This is a genomic window from Paenibacillus sp. 1SOY10, assembly GCF_056836745.1.
Genome location: NZ_JBXENK010000013.1, coordinates 34,788 through 51,529, shown reverse-complemented (window position 1 = coordinate 51,529; position 16,742 = coordinate 34,788). Strand labels below are relative to the sequence as shown.

Annotated in this window: 15 protein-coding genes; 2 read left to right on the top strand and 13 right to left on the bottom strand. The window is 49.0% G+C overall.

The genetic code is table 11. From position 1 onward, the window contains the following. Positions 1-26: 26 nt before the first annotated feature. The 4 genes from AC1VOR_RS21015 to AC1VOR_RS21000 are packed head-to-tail and all read right to left on the bottom strand — an operon-like array spanning position 27 to position 4,393. Positions 27-1,334 carry a sensor histidine kinase gene (locus tag AC1VOR_RS21015; protein ID WP_482620764.1) on the bottom strand — a complete coding sequence of 436 codons (1,308 nt, stop codon included), beginning with the start codon at positions 1,332-1,334 and terminating at the stop codon, positions 27-29. Positions 1,335-1,336: 2 nt separating this feature from the next. Next, the gene (locus AC1VOR_RS21010) at positions 1,337-2,077 is read right to left on the bottom strand and encodes a LytR/AlgR family response regulator transcription factor (RefSeq protein WP_482620762.1); all 741 of its coding nucleotides are present in this window, start codon (positions 2,075-2,077) and stop codon (positions 1,337-1,339) included. Positions 2,078-2,101: 24 nt separating this feature from the next. Continuing rightward, on the bottom strand, positions 2,102-3,310 hold the full coding sequence (locus AC1VOR_RS21005; protein WP_482620857.1) for an MFS transporter: 1,209 nt from the start codon (positions 3,308-3,310) through the stop codon (positions 2,102-2,104). A 54-nt stretch (positions 3,311-3,364) separates the two neighbouring features. Continuing rightward, a complete protein-coding gene (locus AC1VOR_RS21000; protein ID WP_482620760.1) occupies positions 3,365-4,393 on the bottom strand; it encodes an ROK family protein in 1,029 nt (342 codons plus the stop codon). A gap of 85 nt (positions 4,394-4,478) precedes the next feature. Between AC1VOR_RS21000 and AC1VOR_RS20995 the strand changes: the two genes are divergently transcribed. After that, positions 4,479-5,318: an SDR family oxidoreductase gene (locus AC1VOR_RS20995; protein WP_482620758.1), complete on the top strand. Its 840-nt coding sequence runs from the start codon at positions 4,479-4,481 to the stop codon at positions 5,316-5,318. 330 nt (positions 5,319-5,648) lie between these two features. On the opposite strand, the gene AC1VOR_RS20990 is transcribed toward AC1VOR_RS20995, so the two are convergent. The 7 genes from AC1VOR_RS20990 to AC1VOR_RS20960 all read right to left on the bottom strand — a co-directional run bounded on the left by AC1VOR_RS20990 (position 5,649) and on the right by AC1VOR_RS20960 (position 13,339). Next, entirely contained in the window at positions 5,649-6,491 is an 843-nt protein-coding gene (locus AC1VOR_RS20990; RefSeq protein ID WP_482620756.1) for a P-loop NTPase family protein, read from the bottom strand. A 292-nt stretch (positions 6,492-6,783) separates the two neighbouring features. Continuing rightward, on the bottom strand, positions 6,784-8,769 hold the full coding sequence (locus tag AC1VOR_RS20985; RefSeq protein WP_482620754.1) for a hypothetical protein: 1,986 nt from the start codon (positions 8,767-8,769) through the stop codon (positions 6,784-6,786). A 32-nt stretch (positions 8,770-8,801) separates the two neighbouring features. Further along, positions 8,802-9,545 (bottom strand): GntR family transcriptional regulator, encoded by a 744-nt coding sequence (locus tag AC1VOR_RS20980; protein WP_482620752.1) that lies wholly within the window; start codon positions 9,543-9,545, stop codon positions 8,802-8,804. Next, positions 9,542-10,327, bottom strand: a complete 786-nt coding sequence (locus tag AC1VOR_RS20975) for an inositol monophosphatase family protein (RefSeq protein WP_482620855.1) — start codon at positions 10,325-10,327, stop codon at positions 9,542-9,544. The genes AC1VOR_RS20980 and AC1VOR_RS20975 overlap by 4 nt, the downstream gene beginning before the upstream one ends. A 39-nt stretch (positions 10,328-10,366) precedes the next feature. Continuing rightward, on the bottom strand, positions 10,367-11,233 hold the full coding sequence (locus AC1VOR_RS20970; RefSeq protein ID WP_482620750.1) for a carbohydrate ABC transporter permease: 867 nt from the start codon (positions 11,231-11,233) through the stop codon (positions 10,367-10,369). Between the two features lie 47 nt (positions 11,234-11,280). After that, positions 11,281-12,495 carry an extracellular solute-binding protein gene (locus tag AC1VOR_RS20965; protein WP_059048987.1) on the bottom strand — a complete coding sequence of 405 codons (1,215 nt, stop codon included), beginning with the start codon at positions 12,493-12,495 and terminating at the stop codon, positions 11,281-11,283. Positions 12,496-12,508: 13 nt separating this feature from the next. Further along, positions 12,509-13,339 (bottom strand): carbohydrate ABC transporter permease, encoded by an 831-nt coding sequence (locus tag AC1VOR_RS20960; protein ID WP_232436731.1) that lies wholly within the window; start codon positions 13,337-13,339, stop codon positions 12,509-12,511. Between the two features lie 201 nt (positions 13,340-13,540). Here AC1VOR_RS20960 and AC1VOR_RS20955 point away from each other — a divergent pair, with 201 nt between their 5' ends. After that, on the top strand, positions 13,541-15,247 hold the full coding sequence (locus AC1VOR_RS20955; RefSeq protein ID WP_482620748.1) for a DUF4127 family protein: 1,707 nt from the start codon (positions 13,541-13,543) through the stop codon (positions 15,245-15,247). Positions 15,248-15,335: 88 nt separating this feature from the next. On the opposite strand, the gene AC1VOR_RS20950 is transcribed toward AC1VOR_RS20955, so the two are convergent. Both AC1VOR_RS20950 and AC1VOR_RS20945 read right to left on the bottom strand, forming a co-directional pair. Further along, complete coding sequence (locus tag AC1VOR_RS20950) at positions 15,336-15,911, bottom strand: TetR/AcrR family transcriptional regulator (RefSeq protein ID WP_482620747.1); 576 nt, start codon at positions 15,909-15,911, stop codon at positions 15,336-15,338. Beyond that, positions 15,889-16,656, bottom strand: coding sequence for an MBL fold metallo-hydrolase (locus AC1VOR_RS20945; protein WP_482620745.1), 768 nt, complete (start codon positions 16,654-16,656; stop codon positions 15,889-15,891). Before AC1VOR_RS20945 ends, AC1VOR_RS20950 begins: the two co-directional genes overlap by 23 nt. Positions 16,657-16,742 lie beyond the last annotated feature (86 nt).

The window sequence follows — 16,742 nt, the reverse complement described above, 5'->3', positions numbered from 1 at the left end:
CGAAAAAAAAGACCCCTGAACTGCATTTATGTCAGGGAGTCCTTCGTGCGAAATGGTAGCATTACCATATTGTCAAACGTATGATTGGCAGATTCAATGGTCATATGCCCGCCGTATTTCTCGCAAATTCGCTCAATATTGACCAAGCCAAAGCCATGGTAGCCGGAACTTCCCTTCTGGGTACTCAAATCGCTAACCTCGTGATCCACATAGTTGCGGACGCAAATCAAGAGCGCCGATTTGTTGGAACGGATCTGAATTCGGATATGTCGATCCTCCGCAACCCGTACCTTCTTGGAGGCCTCTACAGCGTTATCCAGCAGGTTCCCCAGCACAACGCAGAGATCATAACGTTCGATCCCCAGCTCCCGATCCTGCAAGCGAAGCTCTGTATCCATGCGAATACCGTTCTCCTGACCAATATTCAGCGCATTCGTCACTAACGCATCGACGACCAGGTTCCCGGTGTTCACGCGATGGTAGGCATGTTCCACCTTGTTCAAGATAACCCGGATATGCCGGCTTGCCTCATCCACCTGCCCCTGTTCAATGCATTCTGCAACATAGAGCAACTGTTTGTTATTATCGTGAATAATGCTTTTAATCTTCTTGAAGCTATGCACGGTCTTCTCATAGTTCGCATCCTGATAATCCATCTGCTGCTGGAGCCCGGCATTCTCATGCAATAGCTGAAATCTGGCAATAACCGTGTCCAGTATATAGACTACTAGCACATTCAGCACAATCGAGCCGATGATGGAGATGAAGTAATGAAAGTTCTTCTCGCTGTAAACAGACAGCACGTTCACTTGATAGATGCTGATAATCGGCACACTAAGAAACATCAGGTAATAGCGTGTATCCAGGGGAAAGCTGCGGCGTTTGGCGACAAACCGGATAATTTGGATGACGGCAAACATAATCATACAGCTCAGCAAAATACTCATCTTGGCTACCAACATCTCTTCCCGCTCCTGCACGATTTCCCAGTTGTCCAGAACCAGAGAGGTTGAAGGATTGAGCAAATACAAGCAAAGTAGATTAATGAGGGAGATCAGCACAGCGTACAGCACGGAGAAGATTACCCTCATACGCATCTCCACTTCATATCCCATCGCCAGACAGAAGATGACGAATAAGGCGATTAAGGAGGACACAAGTGGGGTAAAGTAGGCGCTCATATACCAAAAATTCAGCAGAAGAAAGAGAAGAATAAACCATTTCTTCTCCCGCTTGCTCTTCTCCTTGCCGAACACGGAGTTAAAATAGAAGTTCACCTGTACGGCCATAACCAGCACCACACTCAAATTAAGAAAAAGCAGTGTACCGTCCATCTTTAATCCGCCCTCAAAACCATAAATTTCGTACAGGCATCCTTGACTTCCTTCATCTTGGACCTGCCGATCGGTAACTGCATGCCGTTTGACATCACCACCTGCCCCCCGGAGAATTTATGCACATGCAATAAATTAATCAGAATGGAGCGGTGGATTTGTAGAAAACGTTCTGCTTTAAGTGCTGAGGCGTAGCCGGAAATTAATCCTTTACCTTCGTAAACAGCATGTGTGGTCGTGAACTTGAGTTTATTCTTGATTGTTAAGCTCTTCACGACCTCAATGGCAATAATGTCATCTTGTCTAAGTACAATCTCTTCATGCGCTGATTTGATAATCAGAATATCGGATTCACTTTCCTGGAAGAAACGGCATACCTTCAACATTTTCTCTTCGAATACCTCAGGCTCCACCGGCTTGATCAGATATTGAAACGTAATAACATCGAAGCTCTCCAGCATGTACTCCGGATAGCTGGTCAGGAAGATAATCTGCTCACTTTGCCGCTTCATCTCCCTCAATCTCCGGGCTGTCTCTATTCCATTCAGTTCATTCATTTCAATATCCAATATAAGAATATGGAACGGTTCACCACTGCTTTCATAGTGCTCAATCAAACGCTCTCCAGCCTCAAAGGCTGTAACTTCAAAATCAATTCCGCTCTTGACCGATAGAGCCAGCAGCAATTGCCGGACCTGTTCCCGCTGTTTCTCTTCATCATCGCAAATCGCAACCCGGTACAAGAAACCGCCTCCTATCCCGCTGGATTAAATCAGTTCCCCGCGTTTTTTTAGATAACGATATAAAACAAAGCCACAAAGCGTACACAGGAATGCACACAATCCGATAAATGCGTATCCCGCCTGTAGTCCACGCAATAGACCCATCTGTGTCGCTTCTCCGTATATTTTTTTGACCGTTTCAATTACAAAACCAATCAGATAATTCCCAATCACACTACCAAGTCCCATTAATGTAACGGTAAAGGTAATGGCCGTGTCACTCCCTCGCGGATAGCGCTTGGCAATAAAGGCCATCACCGTTGGATAAATCATCGCAATGCCCAGCCCCGAGGCGGCAAACAGGAAGGACCATCGTTCCCCTCCGATAATTGCGATAAATGTGCATACCGCCGAGAACCCAGAGAAGATCATCAGGGACAGGGTAAAGCCAATTTTGTCCGTCACTGGGCCTAATACTAGCCGTCCCACCGAGAATAACAAGAAGAAGGCAGATAATAGACCGGATGCCTTGACGGTGTCCCAATGGTACGCCTTCTCCAGGAAATTGACCAGCCAGCCCCCTACCGCAAGCTCGGAGACTACGCCAAAGGATAAGATGAGCACCATCCACCATAACGCCGGGTCCCGGGTCAGCTCCTTGAACGAGGTCCGGCTCTCCAGTGGCAGATCATCTCCCGGAAACTTACTATACAATGCGCTCAGAATGGGAAGCAAGGATAAGGAGAGCATCACCAGATACATACCCCGCCAATCGAGAGTATGGCCAAAGACTTGCAGCGACATGACTCCGGTAGCCAGCAAAGGGGCAACAGTAGAGCTTATCCCGTAGAAGAAGTGCGACAGGTTCATCATCGTACCTACATTTTTGACAAAAATACGGGCACCCAAAATAGCCAGCGCAATTTCCAACATCCCGTTGCCGATATACATGAGGAAATAAGAACCTGCAAATAGCGGATAGTTATGAGATAAGAAAATAAAAACCCCGGAGAGCAGCATGGAGGCGAAGGACAGGATACTTGTCGCTTTGATGCCCCACTTCCGTACAAGAATAGCCGTAAAGGAACAGGCTATGAGATAACCCAGTGCATTCAAAGACAACAAGCTGCCAAGCTGTTCTTCATTCAGATTAAAATCAAATTGAATTCTGGGAATGGCTGGTCCCTTAATATTTTCCGAGATACCAAAGATAATAAAGCCTAAAAAAATCGTTACCAGTTGCATGATGTACATCTTATTTTTGCTTATGTAGCCGGTTCTTAATTTCAAGTGAGTAATGCCTCCTAATTATCTTCGTTCCACTAATTGCAAACGGTAAGTCAAGCTTTCTAAGGCCAGGGTGATAATACCCGTTAAATATTCATGATGGATGTCATTCTTAATCGTGAGTAAGGGCATATGCTCCTTCGGAATGTACTTTATACAGCCCTCCGTTAACGGCTCCAGCATGGACGGATCGGTTAACTCCCCCGTAACCGCGATGGACACCGGGTTCATGATTGCAATGATGGAAGCAAGAACCTGAACCGCGTTGGTCATAAAATGCTCCTGGTCATGCCACTTCGCCAATTGTTCTTCCCTGGTCATGCCAAACGGTAGATAAGATACCTCACCCGCAAAATGGGTATGTCCAGTCACCATACGACCGTTGACAATAAAGCCCGCACCGGGAAAATGATTGTTGGGAAATGTCACAACAGCCACCGTCTTGTCTTCTTCGAGATCTTGCAGGTTATAAAAGCCGTAGACCGCAAGATTCATGTCATTTTCAATAATGACGTCAATATTGTACTTCTCCTCCAGCCAAGGACCCAAGGGAATTCCGGCCAGGGCAGCAACATCACAAATTCCGATAATGCCATGATGGGCTACGCCCGGAATTCCGATGCCAATTGCCTTGATGTTGTCGTATTTTTCGATCAGCTCTTCAATCATGAGATCAATCCGAGTCTGGTCAATGTCGGGTAAGCTTCTAACCTCCTCTTCCACCTTCTCACCCATGAGATTCACGACGGCATAACTGATGGAATGCGCGCCGCTCTCTGTTTTCACCAACAAGCATAGTACGTAAGCATAATCGGCATTGAATTTATACTGTCTGGCTGGGCGTCCTCCGCTCGACTCCTCAAACTCCGTCTCAAGCACCTCTCCGCTCTCAACCAATTCATTAAGGATTGTCCCGCAGGTCGCCACGCTTAAACCGGTACTTCCAGCAATCGATGCCTTTGTACCGGTACCTATAGCCTTCAATGTATTCTTGACCAATTCCACGTTGATTTTTTTAACTTGCCGTGTATTATGGGAGGTAGGTATCATGGGTACACTTCTTTCTTAACATACTTTTTTTAACTCTTTTAATAACAGGAATATAAATGGGCCAGAGATAAATGTCAAGGAGGAAATGATGAATCCTAAAATTTGTCTAGTGACAGGGGCGAACTCCGGTATTGGTTTCGCCACCGCCGCAGGATTAGCCAAGTCAGGCGCTCATGTGGTGCTTGTCAGCCGCAATGAGCAGCGTGGAGAAGACGCCCGGAAGGAAATTGCGAAGCAAACGGGCAATTCCGCCATCGATTTGCTGGTAGGGGACCTGTCTTCCTTTGCAGATATTCGCCAGCTTGCCGAGCAAGTTGGTGAGCGTTATGGACGACTTGATGTGCTGGTTAACAATGCCGGGGGCGTGTTTTCCCAGAAACAGCTTAGCCAGGACGGCTATGAAATGACCTTGGCCGTGAATTATTTAGCTCCCTTCTTGCTGACCCACCTGTTACTCGACTCCTTAAGGGCTTCCGGTGCAGGACGTATCATTAATGTAGCCTCGCGAATGCAGGCCGGACAACTCCAGCTTGAAATCCTACCGAAGCAGGATGCTGGGAGATATTCAGGGATGAACGTCTATAAGCAAGCCAAAACAGCCCTGCTGATGATGACCTATTACTTAGCCAATCGTCTGCCTAACGATGAAGTCACTATAAACGCCCTCCATCCAGGAATTATTTATACGCCCCAATCTACAAGATCGGTGCCCTCCTTCGTCCACCCTTTGATGAAGCTAGTGATGCAAAGTCCCGAGCAAGGGGCTGCCACCTCGCTATATTTGGCTACCTCATCAGAGGTGAATCAGGTTACGGGCAATTATTACGTCGGTCAGCGACCTGTCCGTACTGTGCCTGTGTCTTACGATGCCGCGCTTCAGGAGCAATTATATGAGCAAAGCTTGGCGTGGACGGGATTAAGCTAACTAATTGAAATTAATGGTTTGACGTGAGACTAGAGTAGGGCCATTTGAACCGTTTCTCAACAATTAGCAGGAGAAAAACCATATAATACTTTATTTCTGACAGAAATGAGCTATTTAACGGGAGCTTTTCCCGTTAACAGTAAGGTGGATACCCAAATTGAGCTTGGGAACCAGGCGTTCTCATGGCAGCCCAAGGTCGGGTAACTGTCGCTCACTAACCATTGGCTTAATAAGGTACCACCCCAAAAAAGAGAAAAGGTCATGCCAGGATGGCTTCCTGACAAGACCTTTTCTTCTTGTTTGCTTATTCGTTCTTAAGTGGAAATAAGTTCACTTGGCCAACACCTCCGCCAAGGCTTGCTTAAGCTGCTTGGTATCAAATAAAGAATTGTCGATGAGCATCTTGTTGATCTTCAGGCTACTCAGTATTTCTTGTTCCCATTCTCTTCTGGCCTTTAGCACTTCGATCGTGCCGTCCATGCCCTCGTAGGCTTGATTGTTTCCAAAGCCTTGACACGTATAATAGTGGATGAACCCCTCGGACCACGCTCTTGATCGTTCTGTCACAGCCTTACGAAAGGAATAATCCACGTCTAGCTGATCTACGTAAATAACCAGTGGATTCAGTTCCTTCACTATGTCTGCCAGTTCCAGTACAAAACCGATGTTTGCTTCTTTCGACGCACCATACTTAATCATACCTACGGTCAGCGGATTTTGCAGCAAGCAGCACTCCAATATAGTAGTGTCTGTTCGACTCAGCGCATCTTGCGCAAACCGCGCCCACCTTGCCTTGATAAGCCGACGATTTTCTACCAGTGGCAATTCATAGATATCATTCTCTGCAATGGTGTGTAACAGTTCATCCGGCAAGCCTGAGGCTGGGTTCTCTTGAAGCTTCCGATACTCTAGCAGCCAGCCACCGTCCTGCGACGAAGCTGCTTCCTTGATAACTCCAGCTAATGACGGCTGGCTGCTCAATAAATTATCAAATTCCTTCTGGCTAAAATATGCCACTCCCTCATAATCGGCCGGTTGCTCCAGATTTCCCTCCAGAAACAACCGAGAAGGTTGACCGATGCTCTCATAAAGCTGATGTATCATTCGGGCCGTCGTCGTCTTCCCCGAACCCGGTAAGCCCTCAACCAATATCAAACGCGATGCTCTACTCATGCAGATTCCTCCATTCCTGATGGGGAGGATAGCAGATCAGAAGGATGAAGCGAAGAGATGCGGATTTTCCCCATAAAAAAGCGGATACCCTCAGGTATCCGCAGTATGGTGATCGCCACCCTTAGCCTTCTGCATACCCTGTAAGAGATTTGGATTGCACGCCTAATAAAACGGTGCGAACGCCGCTTCATCACAGACATGCTCTCCTATCATTCATCCCTACAGGACAATCAACATTAGGCCAGGCTCCTTCGTATGCATCTCTACAGCTAGAATATCACTCGTGCTCAGGTTAGGGCAAATGAATTTTACCGCTGTTATACCACAGCGCGTCATTTGTTCCCGCCTTGTGAAGATCAATCAATGTGTTACTGGCTGCATGGTAATCCACGCTTGGCTTGGAGGAGCTTCCGGAATCCCAAATATAATTGTGGACCCAGTCGATCGCATTCCCCCGAATCTGACCGATGTTATACCAGATCAAACCGGTGTTCTCACTGGTGTGCAGTTCAATGACCTTATCGTCTCCCACAAAGGCAACCGTCGGATCATGGCCATTTTGCCCTTGCATATCTCCGGTCGTGCCCCAGGTTATTGGGCCGTTGCCATTCCAGGTACCTAGAGTGTAATTCAACCGTCCATTATTCTGATAGGCCACGACAAGCTGACCATTCTGGAAAGCCACATCCGGTCTTTCGGCACTCTGATCATGGATCGAGCCGGTATGATTCCACTCGATTTGGTAGTTGCCCGAGTTGATCACTCCCGCTTGATAGTGCAGCTTGCCTCCGTTCAAATAAACAAGCACGATGCGATCACCGTCGATGGCTACGTGAGGCCAGGAGCCTTCGGTGTGTTGACCGCCTATGGCAATTCGCTCATTGGTCATCCAGGCAATCGTCGAATCGGCTTCCAGCCGTCCGATATTAGCCCATAAGCCGGAGCCATTCCCATCGGTTTGATTCACTTGCACCACAATCGTCTGGCCGTTCATGTCAGTTACATCACTATGCGGCTGAATACCGTTCTTGTTACTGCCGCTTGGATCAATTCGCTTGTTCGTCACCCACTGGATATATCCATCGTCCTGAGTATGACCAACAGAGTACCACAGGTTATTGTTGAGCGGCCCCTCCGCCTTATGCACCTCGACCACGCGCTTGTCACTCGTTATAGAAACGGAAACGTCAGTGCCGTTCTGCGTGCCGCCTGCCTTTTCAACTCTATGGTTATAATCTCTCAGTGGCACAAGGAAGCGGTCGAACACCTGGGTCATCGCTTCATAAGAATCCGTCGACACGAAATGGCGAGTGCCCAGCTTATGATTCACATAGGCAAATTGCGTCCAGCGCTGCGCAGCCTCTCCATCCCCATTCGGGAACTTATAGTGCCAAGCCCCCTCGTTACCGTTCAGGCTGTAGAAACGAAGTGTGTACCCTTTGTCCGTCGCCAACCGGAGCATCTCCTCCAGTCGTTCCTCCTCACCCTGAGACCAATTTCCCGGGGTTAGTAAGTCGAAGCCGCTCTCGATATGCTTCCAATGAATGGCGTAGAAGCGATGATAAATATCTGCATCGTTCGGGAAATAATCCGCCGCATTGCCCCGCCGTCCGTCCGATACGCTATATACCTCATCCTTGAAGGCCAGCAGTGTTCCCGTCGTGCCGGAGATGTAATCAAAATAGGCATTCTTCAGCCCTTCAGATCCGGAAAGGCAAACCGTGATAGCACGCTCGGCATAGCTGCCCGCATCTCCAACATTCCCGGAGGTCATCAGCGGGCCGTAATGCTCAAGTATCGCTTGCAGCGAGCGGGCAATTTTCGCATAATCCGGGCTGTTCGCGGTCTTCATATCCAGATTGATAACGATACTCTGGCCATCGCCATGTACGCTTCCGCCATTACGTTCAATCTGGGCTACAACCTCTTCGAAATATTGATAAAGATTTCGGGTATTTGGCTGTGCAGCAGCATCGTGCTTGACATACAGCTTGACCTGGCCTTGCAAATAATCGGGATATTGTGGACCGGAGTAGGTGCTATGGCCGGAGTCGACCATGATGTCGAGTTCTACATTATAGAAGCTGGTATCCAGCGCCCGAAGGAACTTCCGGTCCGGGTCTTGCTCATCATAAGTATCATGAAATGCCTTATACGAGTTGGGGTTGATCGATGCCGGGGCTTCTGCCATTACGCTAATTGGGGTCGGAGACCATAGGACGGCTGCACTAAGCACTGCCGCACACGTGGCTCTCTTCCATAACCGTTGCTTACTCATCTTAACCCACTCCTTCGGATTGAAAGGTTGTTTTATTTCCGTTCCCTGCGAATCCAGAAATTGAAAATATCATTTCTCAAATAATCGAATGAATACAACACTTCTCTGTTCCGCTCGTCATAGTGCAATTGCTTCATTAGAATAACGGGGGTGTCTAGTTCCTCATCTACCTGCAATCGTCTGACATACTTGTCCTGTTTGAGAGGTACCAGCAACTCCGTGTCGGCCCTGGCGATGTGGATCTTGCAGGTCTCCTCCAGGAATCCGAACAAAGATCCGGAGAAATCTACACGCTCGAAGGCGTCTTCCACCAGTTCCTTCGGCATAATGTTAATGGAGTAAGCGACCGCTTCTCCATCGGCATAACGAACCCGCTCCAGCTTCACCACACTTGCGTCCTCCGCAATATTCAAAGCATCGGCCCACTCTTTTTTGCACACCACCTCCCCGATCATTTCTTTCGTATCCGCCTCGGTCAGCCCAGCCAGCTTAATCATCGTACCCGTGCTCTGGAGGACCTCCAGACGGCTCGGAATGACGGGCAGGGGCTTAATGACGAAGGTGCCAATGCCATGCTTCACCAACAGCTTGCCCTCCTGCTCCAGCAGCTTGATGGCGGCACGCAGCGTTTCTCGGCTTACGTTAAAATACTTCGCCAATTCGTATTCAGAGGGCAGCTTTTGCCCTACTTTCCATAACCGGTTGTCGATCATTCTCTCGATCTCTTGCTTGATGTGTTGGTAGCCAATCAATACGTTTGTCCTCGATTCCTTCAAATTTCCTCAGGCTCCAATAGCTCCTTATGCAGAACCTCCCAGAGGTTCGGATTACAACAAAGGGTCAGGGCATGCCCGTCTATATTTGTTCGCTGCACCTTCCCCCCGGCTTCCTCAGCGATTAATGCACCCGCACACATATCCCAGGGGTTGAGATCAAATTCCCAATAGCCGTCAAAATAAGAGGCCGCCACAAAACAAAGATCAAGAGCTGCACTACCCGTTCGGCGTATGCCGGAGACCTTGCCAAGCATTCGATTGAAATAAGGCAAATTGAGCGCCTGCTTGCCAAGCCCGTTAGGGAACCCGGTCGACAGCAGACTATGCTTCAATTCATTCGTGCTTGATACCTCCAGCCGCCGGCCATTCAGATAAGCCCCGCCGCCCCGGATCGCTTGGAATCTCATATCCATCCCCGGGGAATGCACCATGCCTGCCACGGAAATCCCCCGATGCTGCAAGGCAATGGAGATCGAAGACAGGGGAAATCCATGGATGAAGTTCGTCGTCCCATCAATCGGATCTATCAGCCACAAAAACTCATCATTCCCCGCGAGCCTCCCTCGCTCTTCCGTTAAAATGCTGTGGTCAGGGTAGCGGCTGCGAATGAGATCAATCAGCATCTCTTCCGACTGAAGGTCAATATCGGTGACATAGTCTGTCTCATCCCTCTTGACCTGCACGCCCATATGAGATAGCTCTGCCGCCTGGCGTTGAAAAGCAGCCACCTGATCAACCCATTTTCCAATCTCCTGTATAACAAGCTCCAGATTCATAACCATCACATATCCTTAATCCTTGAAGTATATTGACCTTCCTTGCTACTGGCTTCCCCGAATGGAACGGAGGATGTAGGCAATGGAGAAGGCCAGCACGAGCAGCACCATAATAATGGAAGCCGCAGCGCTATATCCAAACTGTAAATTGTACACACCATGCCGGTAAATATATTGCGTAACTGTCGTGGTCGAGTTGGCCGGCCCTCCGCCTGTCAAAATGTTGACTTTGTCGAATAGCCGGAAGGTATCAATCGTCCGCAGCAGCACGACAAGCAGCAAGCCCGGCCATAAGTGGGGCAGCGTAATATGAGCGAACACTTTCCACCCGCCTGCTCCATCCACCCTTGCCGCCTCATATTGCGATCTGGGGATGGCTTGCAATGCAGCGTACAGCAGCAAGAACGCAAATGGGGTCCATTGCCAAATATCGATGAGCAAAATCGCATTAAAAGCCAGCCCAATATCCATCAGAAAATTAAAGGGGCCCATGCCGAAGATTGATAGCATATGGTTGATGATCCCGTTATGATTGCTGAGCATCATTTGCCACACTAGCGCCACCGTAACCGGGGGCAGCAGGGAAGGCAATAGCAATGTCACTCTCAGCAACCGCAAGCCCCGCTTCATGCTCTCCACAAGTAGCGCAATACCGAGCCCCAGGACCGTTTCAATTGAAACGGCCAGGAGCATAAATTTCACTGTATTCCAGACAGCCCGCTGGAACAGGTCATCGTTCAGAACCTTGATATAATTGCTTAAGCCAACATACTGCTTGGACTCCGCGGCCAGGTAATAATAATCGGTAAAGCTGTTCGTCACCGTATAGATGAAGGGAAACACCGTCAAACCGATCAAGAGCACGATAACGGGAGCCAGCATCGCTGCTTGAAACCGCCGCTTACTAGCCAATGGTATACCGCTCCTTTATATGCATCAGAATCTTTCGTTCACGTTCCTTATTGCATAACCTGATCCATCGCTTGATTGGCTGCTGCTAACGCATCCTCTACCGACTTCGTTCCGGCGATGGCTGCCGACAATTCAGCTCCAAGTGCCTCTTCCGCCAAAGACCATTTCGGCGTTCTGGGCCGGGCTTGAGAGTTTTGGAGAGCTTCAAGCTGAACCGGGAAATGCTTATACTTGGCCGCAAGCTCGCTATCCAGATAAACGCTCTTACGAGTAGGAACCCCGCCATGCTCTACCATAGTCTTCTGACTTTCCGCGCTGGTAATAAAGGTAAGGAACTGGGCGGCAAGCTCTGGATTCTGGGAATTTGCTGCCACCCCCATCATCCAGTTCCCGATCATCCCGGTGGACATCGATTCTCCACTAGCGGTTGCTTTGGATGGAATGGGAGCATAGTCCGCTTGGGCTGTCTCTCCAGAGATGAACCACGAAGGCCAGCCTAGTGCCATCGCCCCGCGCCCTTCCGCTAAGGAACTGACGATGTCCGTCGTCTCATAATTCTCACCCACAGCCAGCAGACGGATATAAGTATTCAGCGCATCCTTCCCTGCCTCGGAATTCACTTGCGCTTTCCAGTTCTCGTCAAAGACTTGTCCGCCGTAAGCCCAGAAGATAGGCAGGAAATCGGAAACGATCGGGTTGCCCTGTTGGCCGCGAATGACGTAACCTGCTACACCATCTGCCGCGTGGGCCTCCTCAGCCATATTCAGCACTTCCTCCCAGCTTCCTGGCACGTTATAGCCGTGCTTATCGAACAGTTCCTTGTTGTAGAAGAACAATTGGACATTGCCCGCGAACGGCAGAGCATACAGATCCCCGGTGTCATAAGGATGCTTGCCCAGAGCCAATGAAGATTCCTCAAAATCGGCATCCGCCTCTACATCCAGCTCGGACAGATTGGCGAACAGGCCAGCTTCACTGAATTCAGGCATCCACGGATCATCAGCCATAATCAGGTCGTAAGCACCCTTCTTGTTCTTGGCGTCCAAAGATACCTTCTGCTTCAGGTCCGCTGCTTCCAGCCCAACAATTTCAACGGTGACGTTATGTTCCTGTTCAAATGCTCCCTTCACCGCTTCCATCGCTGTAACATGCGAACCTCCCCTTGCTGCGATTACCAGCTTGTCCGGTCCGCCGGACTGACATCCTGCGAGCAGACCAACCGCCATAACTGCACTAAGCACGATTCCCAAACTTTTCTTCATTTCTCTCATCCTCCTATTCTTTAATTGCACCGGCCGTAAGGCCGCTCATTAAATGCTTCTGCATAAACACCGCTGTCAAAATCACCGGCACCATGGATACAATCCCGCCGCTGGCTACTTTTCCCCACTCCGTCAGCTCCTGTTCACTGTTCAGGGTCGCTAATTTGAGCGGAATGGTAAAATCACTTGGGCTTTGAATGAAAATAACGCTGTACAAATACTCATTCCAGGAATCCATGAACGATAGAATGGTCACCGCCGCAATTCCCGGCAATACCAGGGGCAATACCACTTTGTAGAACACCAGAAAATCGGAAGCTCCATCGATTCTGGCACTTTCTTCAATCTCCTCCGGCACAGTATAAAAGAAGGTCACCATAAACCAGATCACAAACGGCAGATTCACCAGCACATGCGCCAGGATGATTGGAATTTTCGTATTCAGTAGCCCTGCATCATTCATAAGTATGTAAAGCGGGAGCGCAAAGGCGATTGGCGGAAGCACCCGGACCAGCAAAATCCAAATGAGCAGCGTTCGCTTGAACGGGACCCGGAAGGCTTTTCTCCCCAGCACATAGGCGCTCGATAGCCCAAAGGCCAGCACGATGAGCAAGGACACCGCCGTCACTGTAAAGCTATTGATAAATGGAGTGAAGTAATGATCCTCTGCAAAAATGTTGATGAAGTGCTCCAAGGTGATGGATTTGGGCCAAAGCGTAACGCCGGTGAATACATCGGCCGACCGCTGCGTCGCCATCACAAGCATCCAATAGATCGGGAACAACGTCCCCGTCAATACCAGAGCCAGCAATCCATATTTGGGCAATGCCCTTAGCCTGTTCAAGTGTTGAAATATTCTCCTTCCCTTAATGGTCTAGACGTCTATACCTTCACTATATGGGTCGTTTGTTATCGGGATATTAGTGCTGTTTTAAGCGAGGATGAAATAAATTTGGGGAGTCAGGTTGTTTTTAATTGGGTAAAAACACCTTTATAAGTGAAGGCCTTCATCAAGGCCTACCTACTTGAAAAGGAGAAACCGCACATGAAAAAAGTATTGTATGTCCCTCTGGATGATCGTCCCGTCAATTTGGATGATGTTGTCAGACAAGGCTACTCGGCTGGCCTCCATTTGATTACCCCGAGTAGTGAAGATCTTCGAAATGGGCTGGACACTGTAGCTATTACCTCAGGCTCGGAAATCCTAGGCACCCGCGAACCGATCTATGGGAACACGGCAAATCTTAGGAAGTTCATTTTAGACTGTGCGGCATCGGTGGATGGATTTATTATCTCTGCGGATATGCTGGCTTACGGGGGATTGATTGGGAGTAGACGCCTGCGTGAGTGTGATAGTGGCGCTTATCCAGACTATGATCAATCAGTTACCCGGCTGCTTGATGTTATTCGCCAGATTAAACAGCGATATCCCAGCAAGCCTGTGTATCTTCTGGATACCATCATGAGACTCGCTACAACCACTTATGTGGAGGGTTTGACTTATGACGCTTATGTAGAATCCCGTGAGTTGATGGGACGGCCACGCCGCTCATGCACCCGCTTTGACGATATTCTGTCAGACTACAATATTTCGGACACGGGTGAACCCTATGACGGCACGACCCATTTTGATAAAGAGGCGTATTACAACACCCGGCGGCATAAGTTTAAAACCAATCATTACATTCTCGATCAGCTAACCCGTCCAGGGTTTATCGATTTTCTCGCGATTGGTGTGGACGATGCCAATACGCAGGGGGTGCAAATTAACGAGATTCGCTTCGTAGAACAATTTATTGATCATGAGCTGGATGGGCGTGGTGGGCAAAATCCGAACCGGGCGGTCATTTTGCCGGATGCGGATGGATTAGGGCACTCTCTCGTCGCCCGAATGGCGAATCAGTTGTATCAGAACGGAAGAAAAAGTCGTTTCTCCATCCAATATTACGGCCCGGACGGCTCCACTATCATCAATCCCTATGAATACATGAGTGTGCATGATAACCTGCTTCGTCACATCGACATCATCGGGGGTATGCACGTAACGGAGGAGCCTGACATCGAGATTATTGCTATTACGGGCGCTGATGAAGTAAGCAATGCCATACAGCGAGTACAAGCTGGCGGCGATAACTTGCAGGCCATGCTCGCTATTGATTTTGTGGGACAAGGGGCAGCGAATGCCGCCGTGACGGAGGCTTTGCTGGAGCAGCCTATGACCGGACGGCTGCTAGGCTATAGCGGCTGGAACACCGCGGGCAACAAGATCGGTATCGCCTTGGGAATGGCCCAAGCGAGATATGCCTTCCTTGTTACGGAGACGCAGGAGTCTGCCTTGGAGAAGGCACTTCAGGCCCACGGCTCCTTATTGTTCAAGCGCTTCTTGAAGGATTACTACTATAAGGCGATGGCCATCGCCGAGATCAGGGCGTATTCCCGAAGTCATGCCCAATATAGCAATATGCCTCAGAATTTCACGGATCAGCATATGCTGCTCTTCAATTCACCGGAGGATTACAGCCATTTGCTTACGATGCTGCAAGAGCAGATGCAAGCCCATACTCCAGCTCTGGCGAGCAGGAAGGCCTTCCTCGGAATCGACAGTACCTCGGCAGCAGCTAACGTCAAGCAAATACAGGGCTCAACCTGGACCCTGGCCACCTATACCGGTGCATCCTTGGAACTGAATAATCCGGATTTCAAATGGGGTCGAGCTTTTGAGATTACGCTACAGCCGAGCGTAATGTTCTAAATATCTTCATTTGAATACACACGTCATAAAAGTAGCCCGTTCTCTTGAACGGGCTACTTTTAATGAAATTAGTTCCAGGGCCAATGATTTAATCATTGAGAAATCGGGCATGCAGTCCTGCGAGAAAAGTATCCAGCATCTCCTTGAAGCTCTCCTCACGATCTACGGGAAGGCCAAATCCACCTCGCTGCTCTAGAGAAGCAAAACCGTGCAAAAGGCTGCGCAAGGCGCGCGCCATATGGATGGTATCCGACTCCCCTAAGCGATACGAATGAAGTACCTGAGTGACCAGATCAAGTATTTCCTGCGCCGCCTGGTTGACCTCAACATCCTCCTGATCCGGCACAAAGAACGTCATCTCGTATAGGCCCGGATGAGATCTTGCAAAGAGAAAATAAGCCTTGGAAATTTCGTGAAGCGCCTCATCCCCGGATCGACCTATAGCCGCCCGCATCATCACAGAACAGAGCTGCTTCAGACCATAAATTGAAAGCTGGCGCTTGATATCCGGTAAGCCATCCACATGATTATAGAGTGAAGGAGAACGAATCTCTAGCTTCTGTGCCAGAGCAGCCAATGTTAGTTCATCCATTCCCTGAGCATCTATAATCTCTATCGCAGCCTCTAATATACGCTGTAAATTAATATTGTTCCTGCTTGCCATGATTGATTCGCTCCTTCTGATCGGGCTCACGGGTGAAGGCCCCTGCCTTCTCCGCCTCCTTGATGGCCTGACTGATGGCATCGCCAGGATTCTCCAACATAGGACCATGACCTACGGCAAGCAGCGTTGGCTGAAGCTCGCTTATTTTCTTAGCACTTGTGACAGCCTCTCGCTTGGACCAGGTCGCCATGGCCGGGAAGGGGAACCACGGCTTGATCTTGCCTGCTACTGCAATTCCTCCACGTGTCTGAAAGGCATCCCCCGCAATGAGTATCCGATTGCGAGTGTCTAGAAAAGCCATGGAGCCCGGGGTATGACCAGGAACTGCAACCGCTAACAGCGAGCCTATGTGGTCCCCCTCCTGCACAAGTACATCTGCTCTGGTCTTGACCTTGGTAGGCATACTGCCCCGAATAGGCAAATCAGGCTCCCCCGGTAACAACGACATGTCCCCTCCTAGCAATTTAGCGTCTCGCTCCGAAATATAGACCGGAACATCAGGCATAGCTTCTTTAAGCAAATCTAGCCCGCCGACATGATCCAGATGTGCATGTGTCAACACTATTCGAGTAATGGACTTATCAAGCTGCTTGGCAGTTTGCAAAATGCTCTTAGCGCCAAAGGCCATCCCTGTATCTATTAACGTTAGTCCATCCTGCTCCTCTACAAAATAACAGTTCATGGGAAAGATGTTGGGTAGCAACGCTAACTGGGTCACCGTTTTTATATTTACAAGTCTACTCATGAGCCACCTCATTTTTAATTGTCATTCATCACTACAAACTAATTATATTAGTTAAAAATTTAATTGTAAAGAAAAATAACTAATTA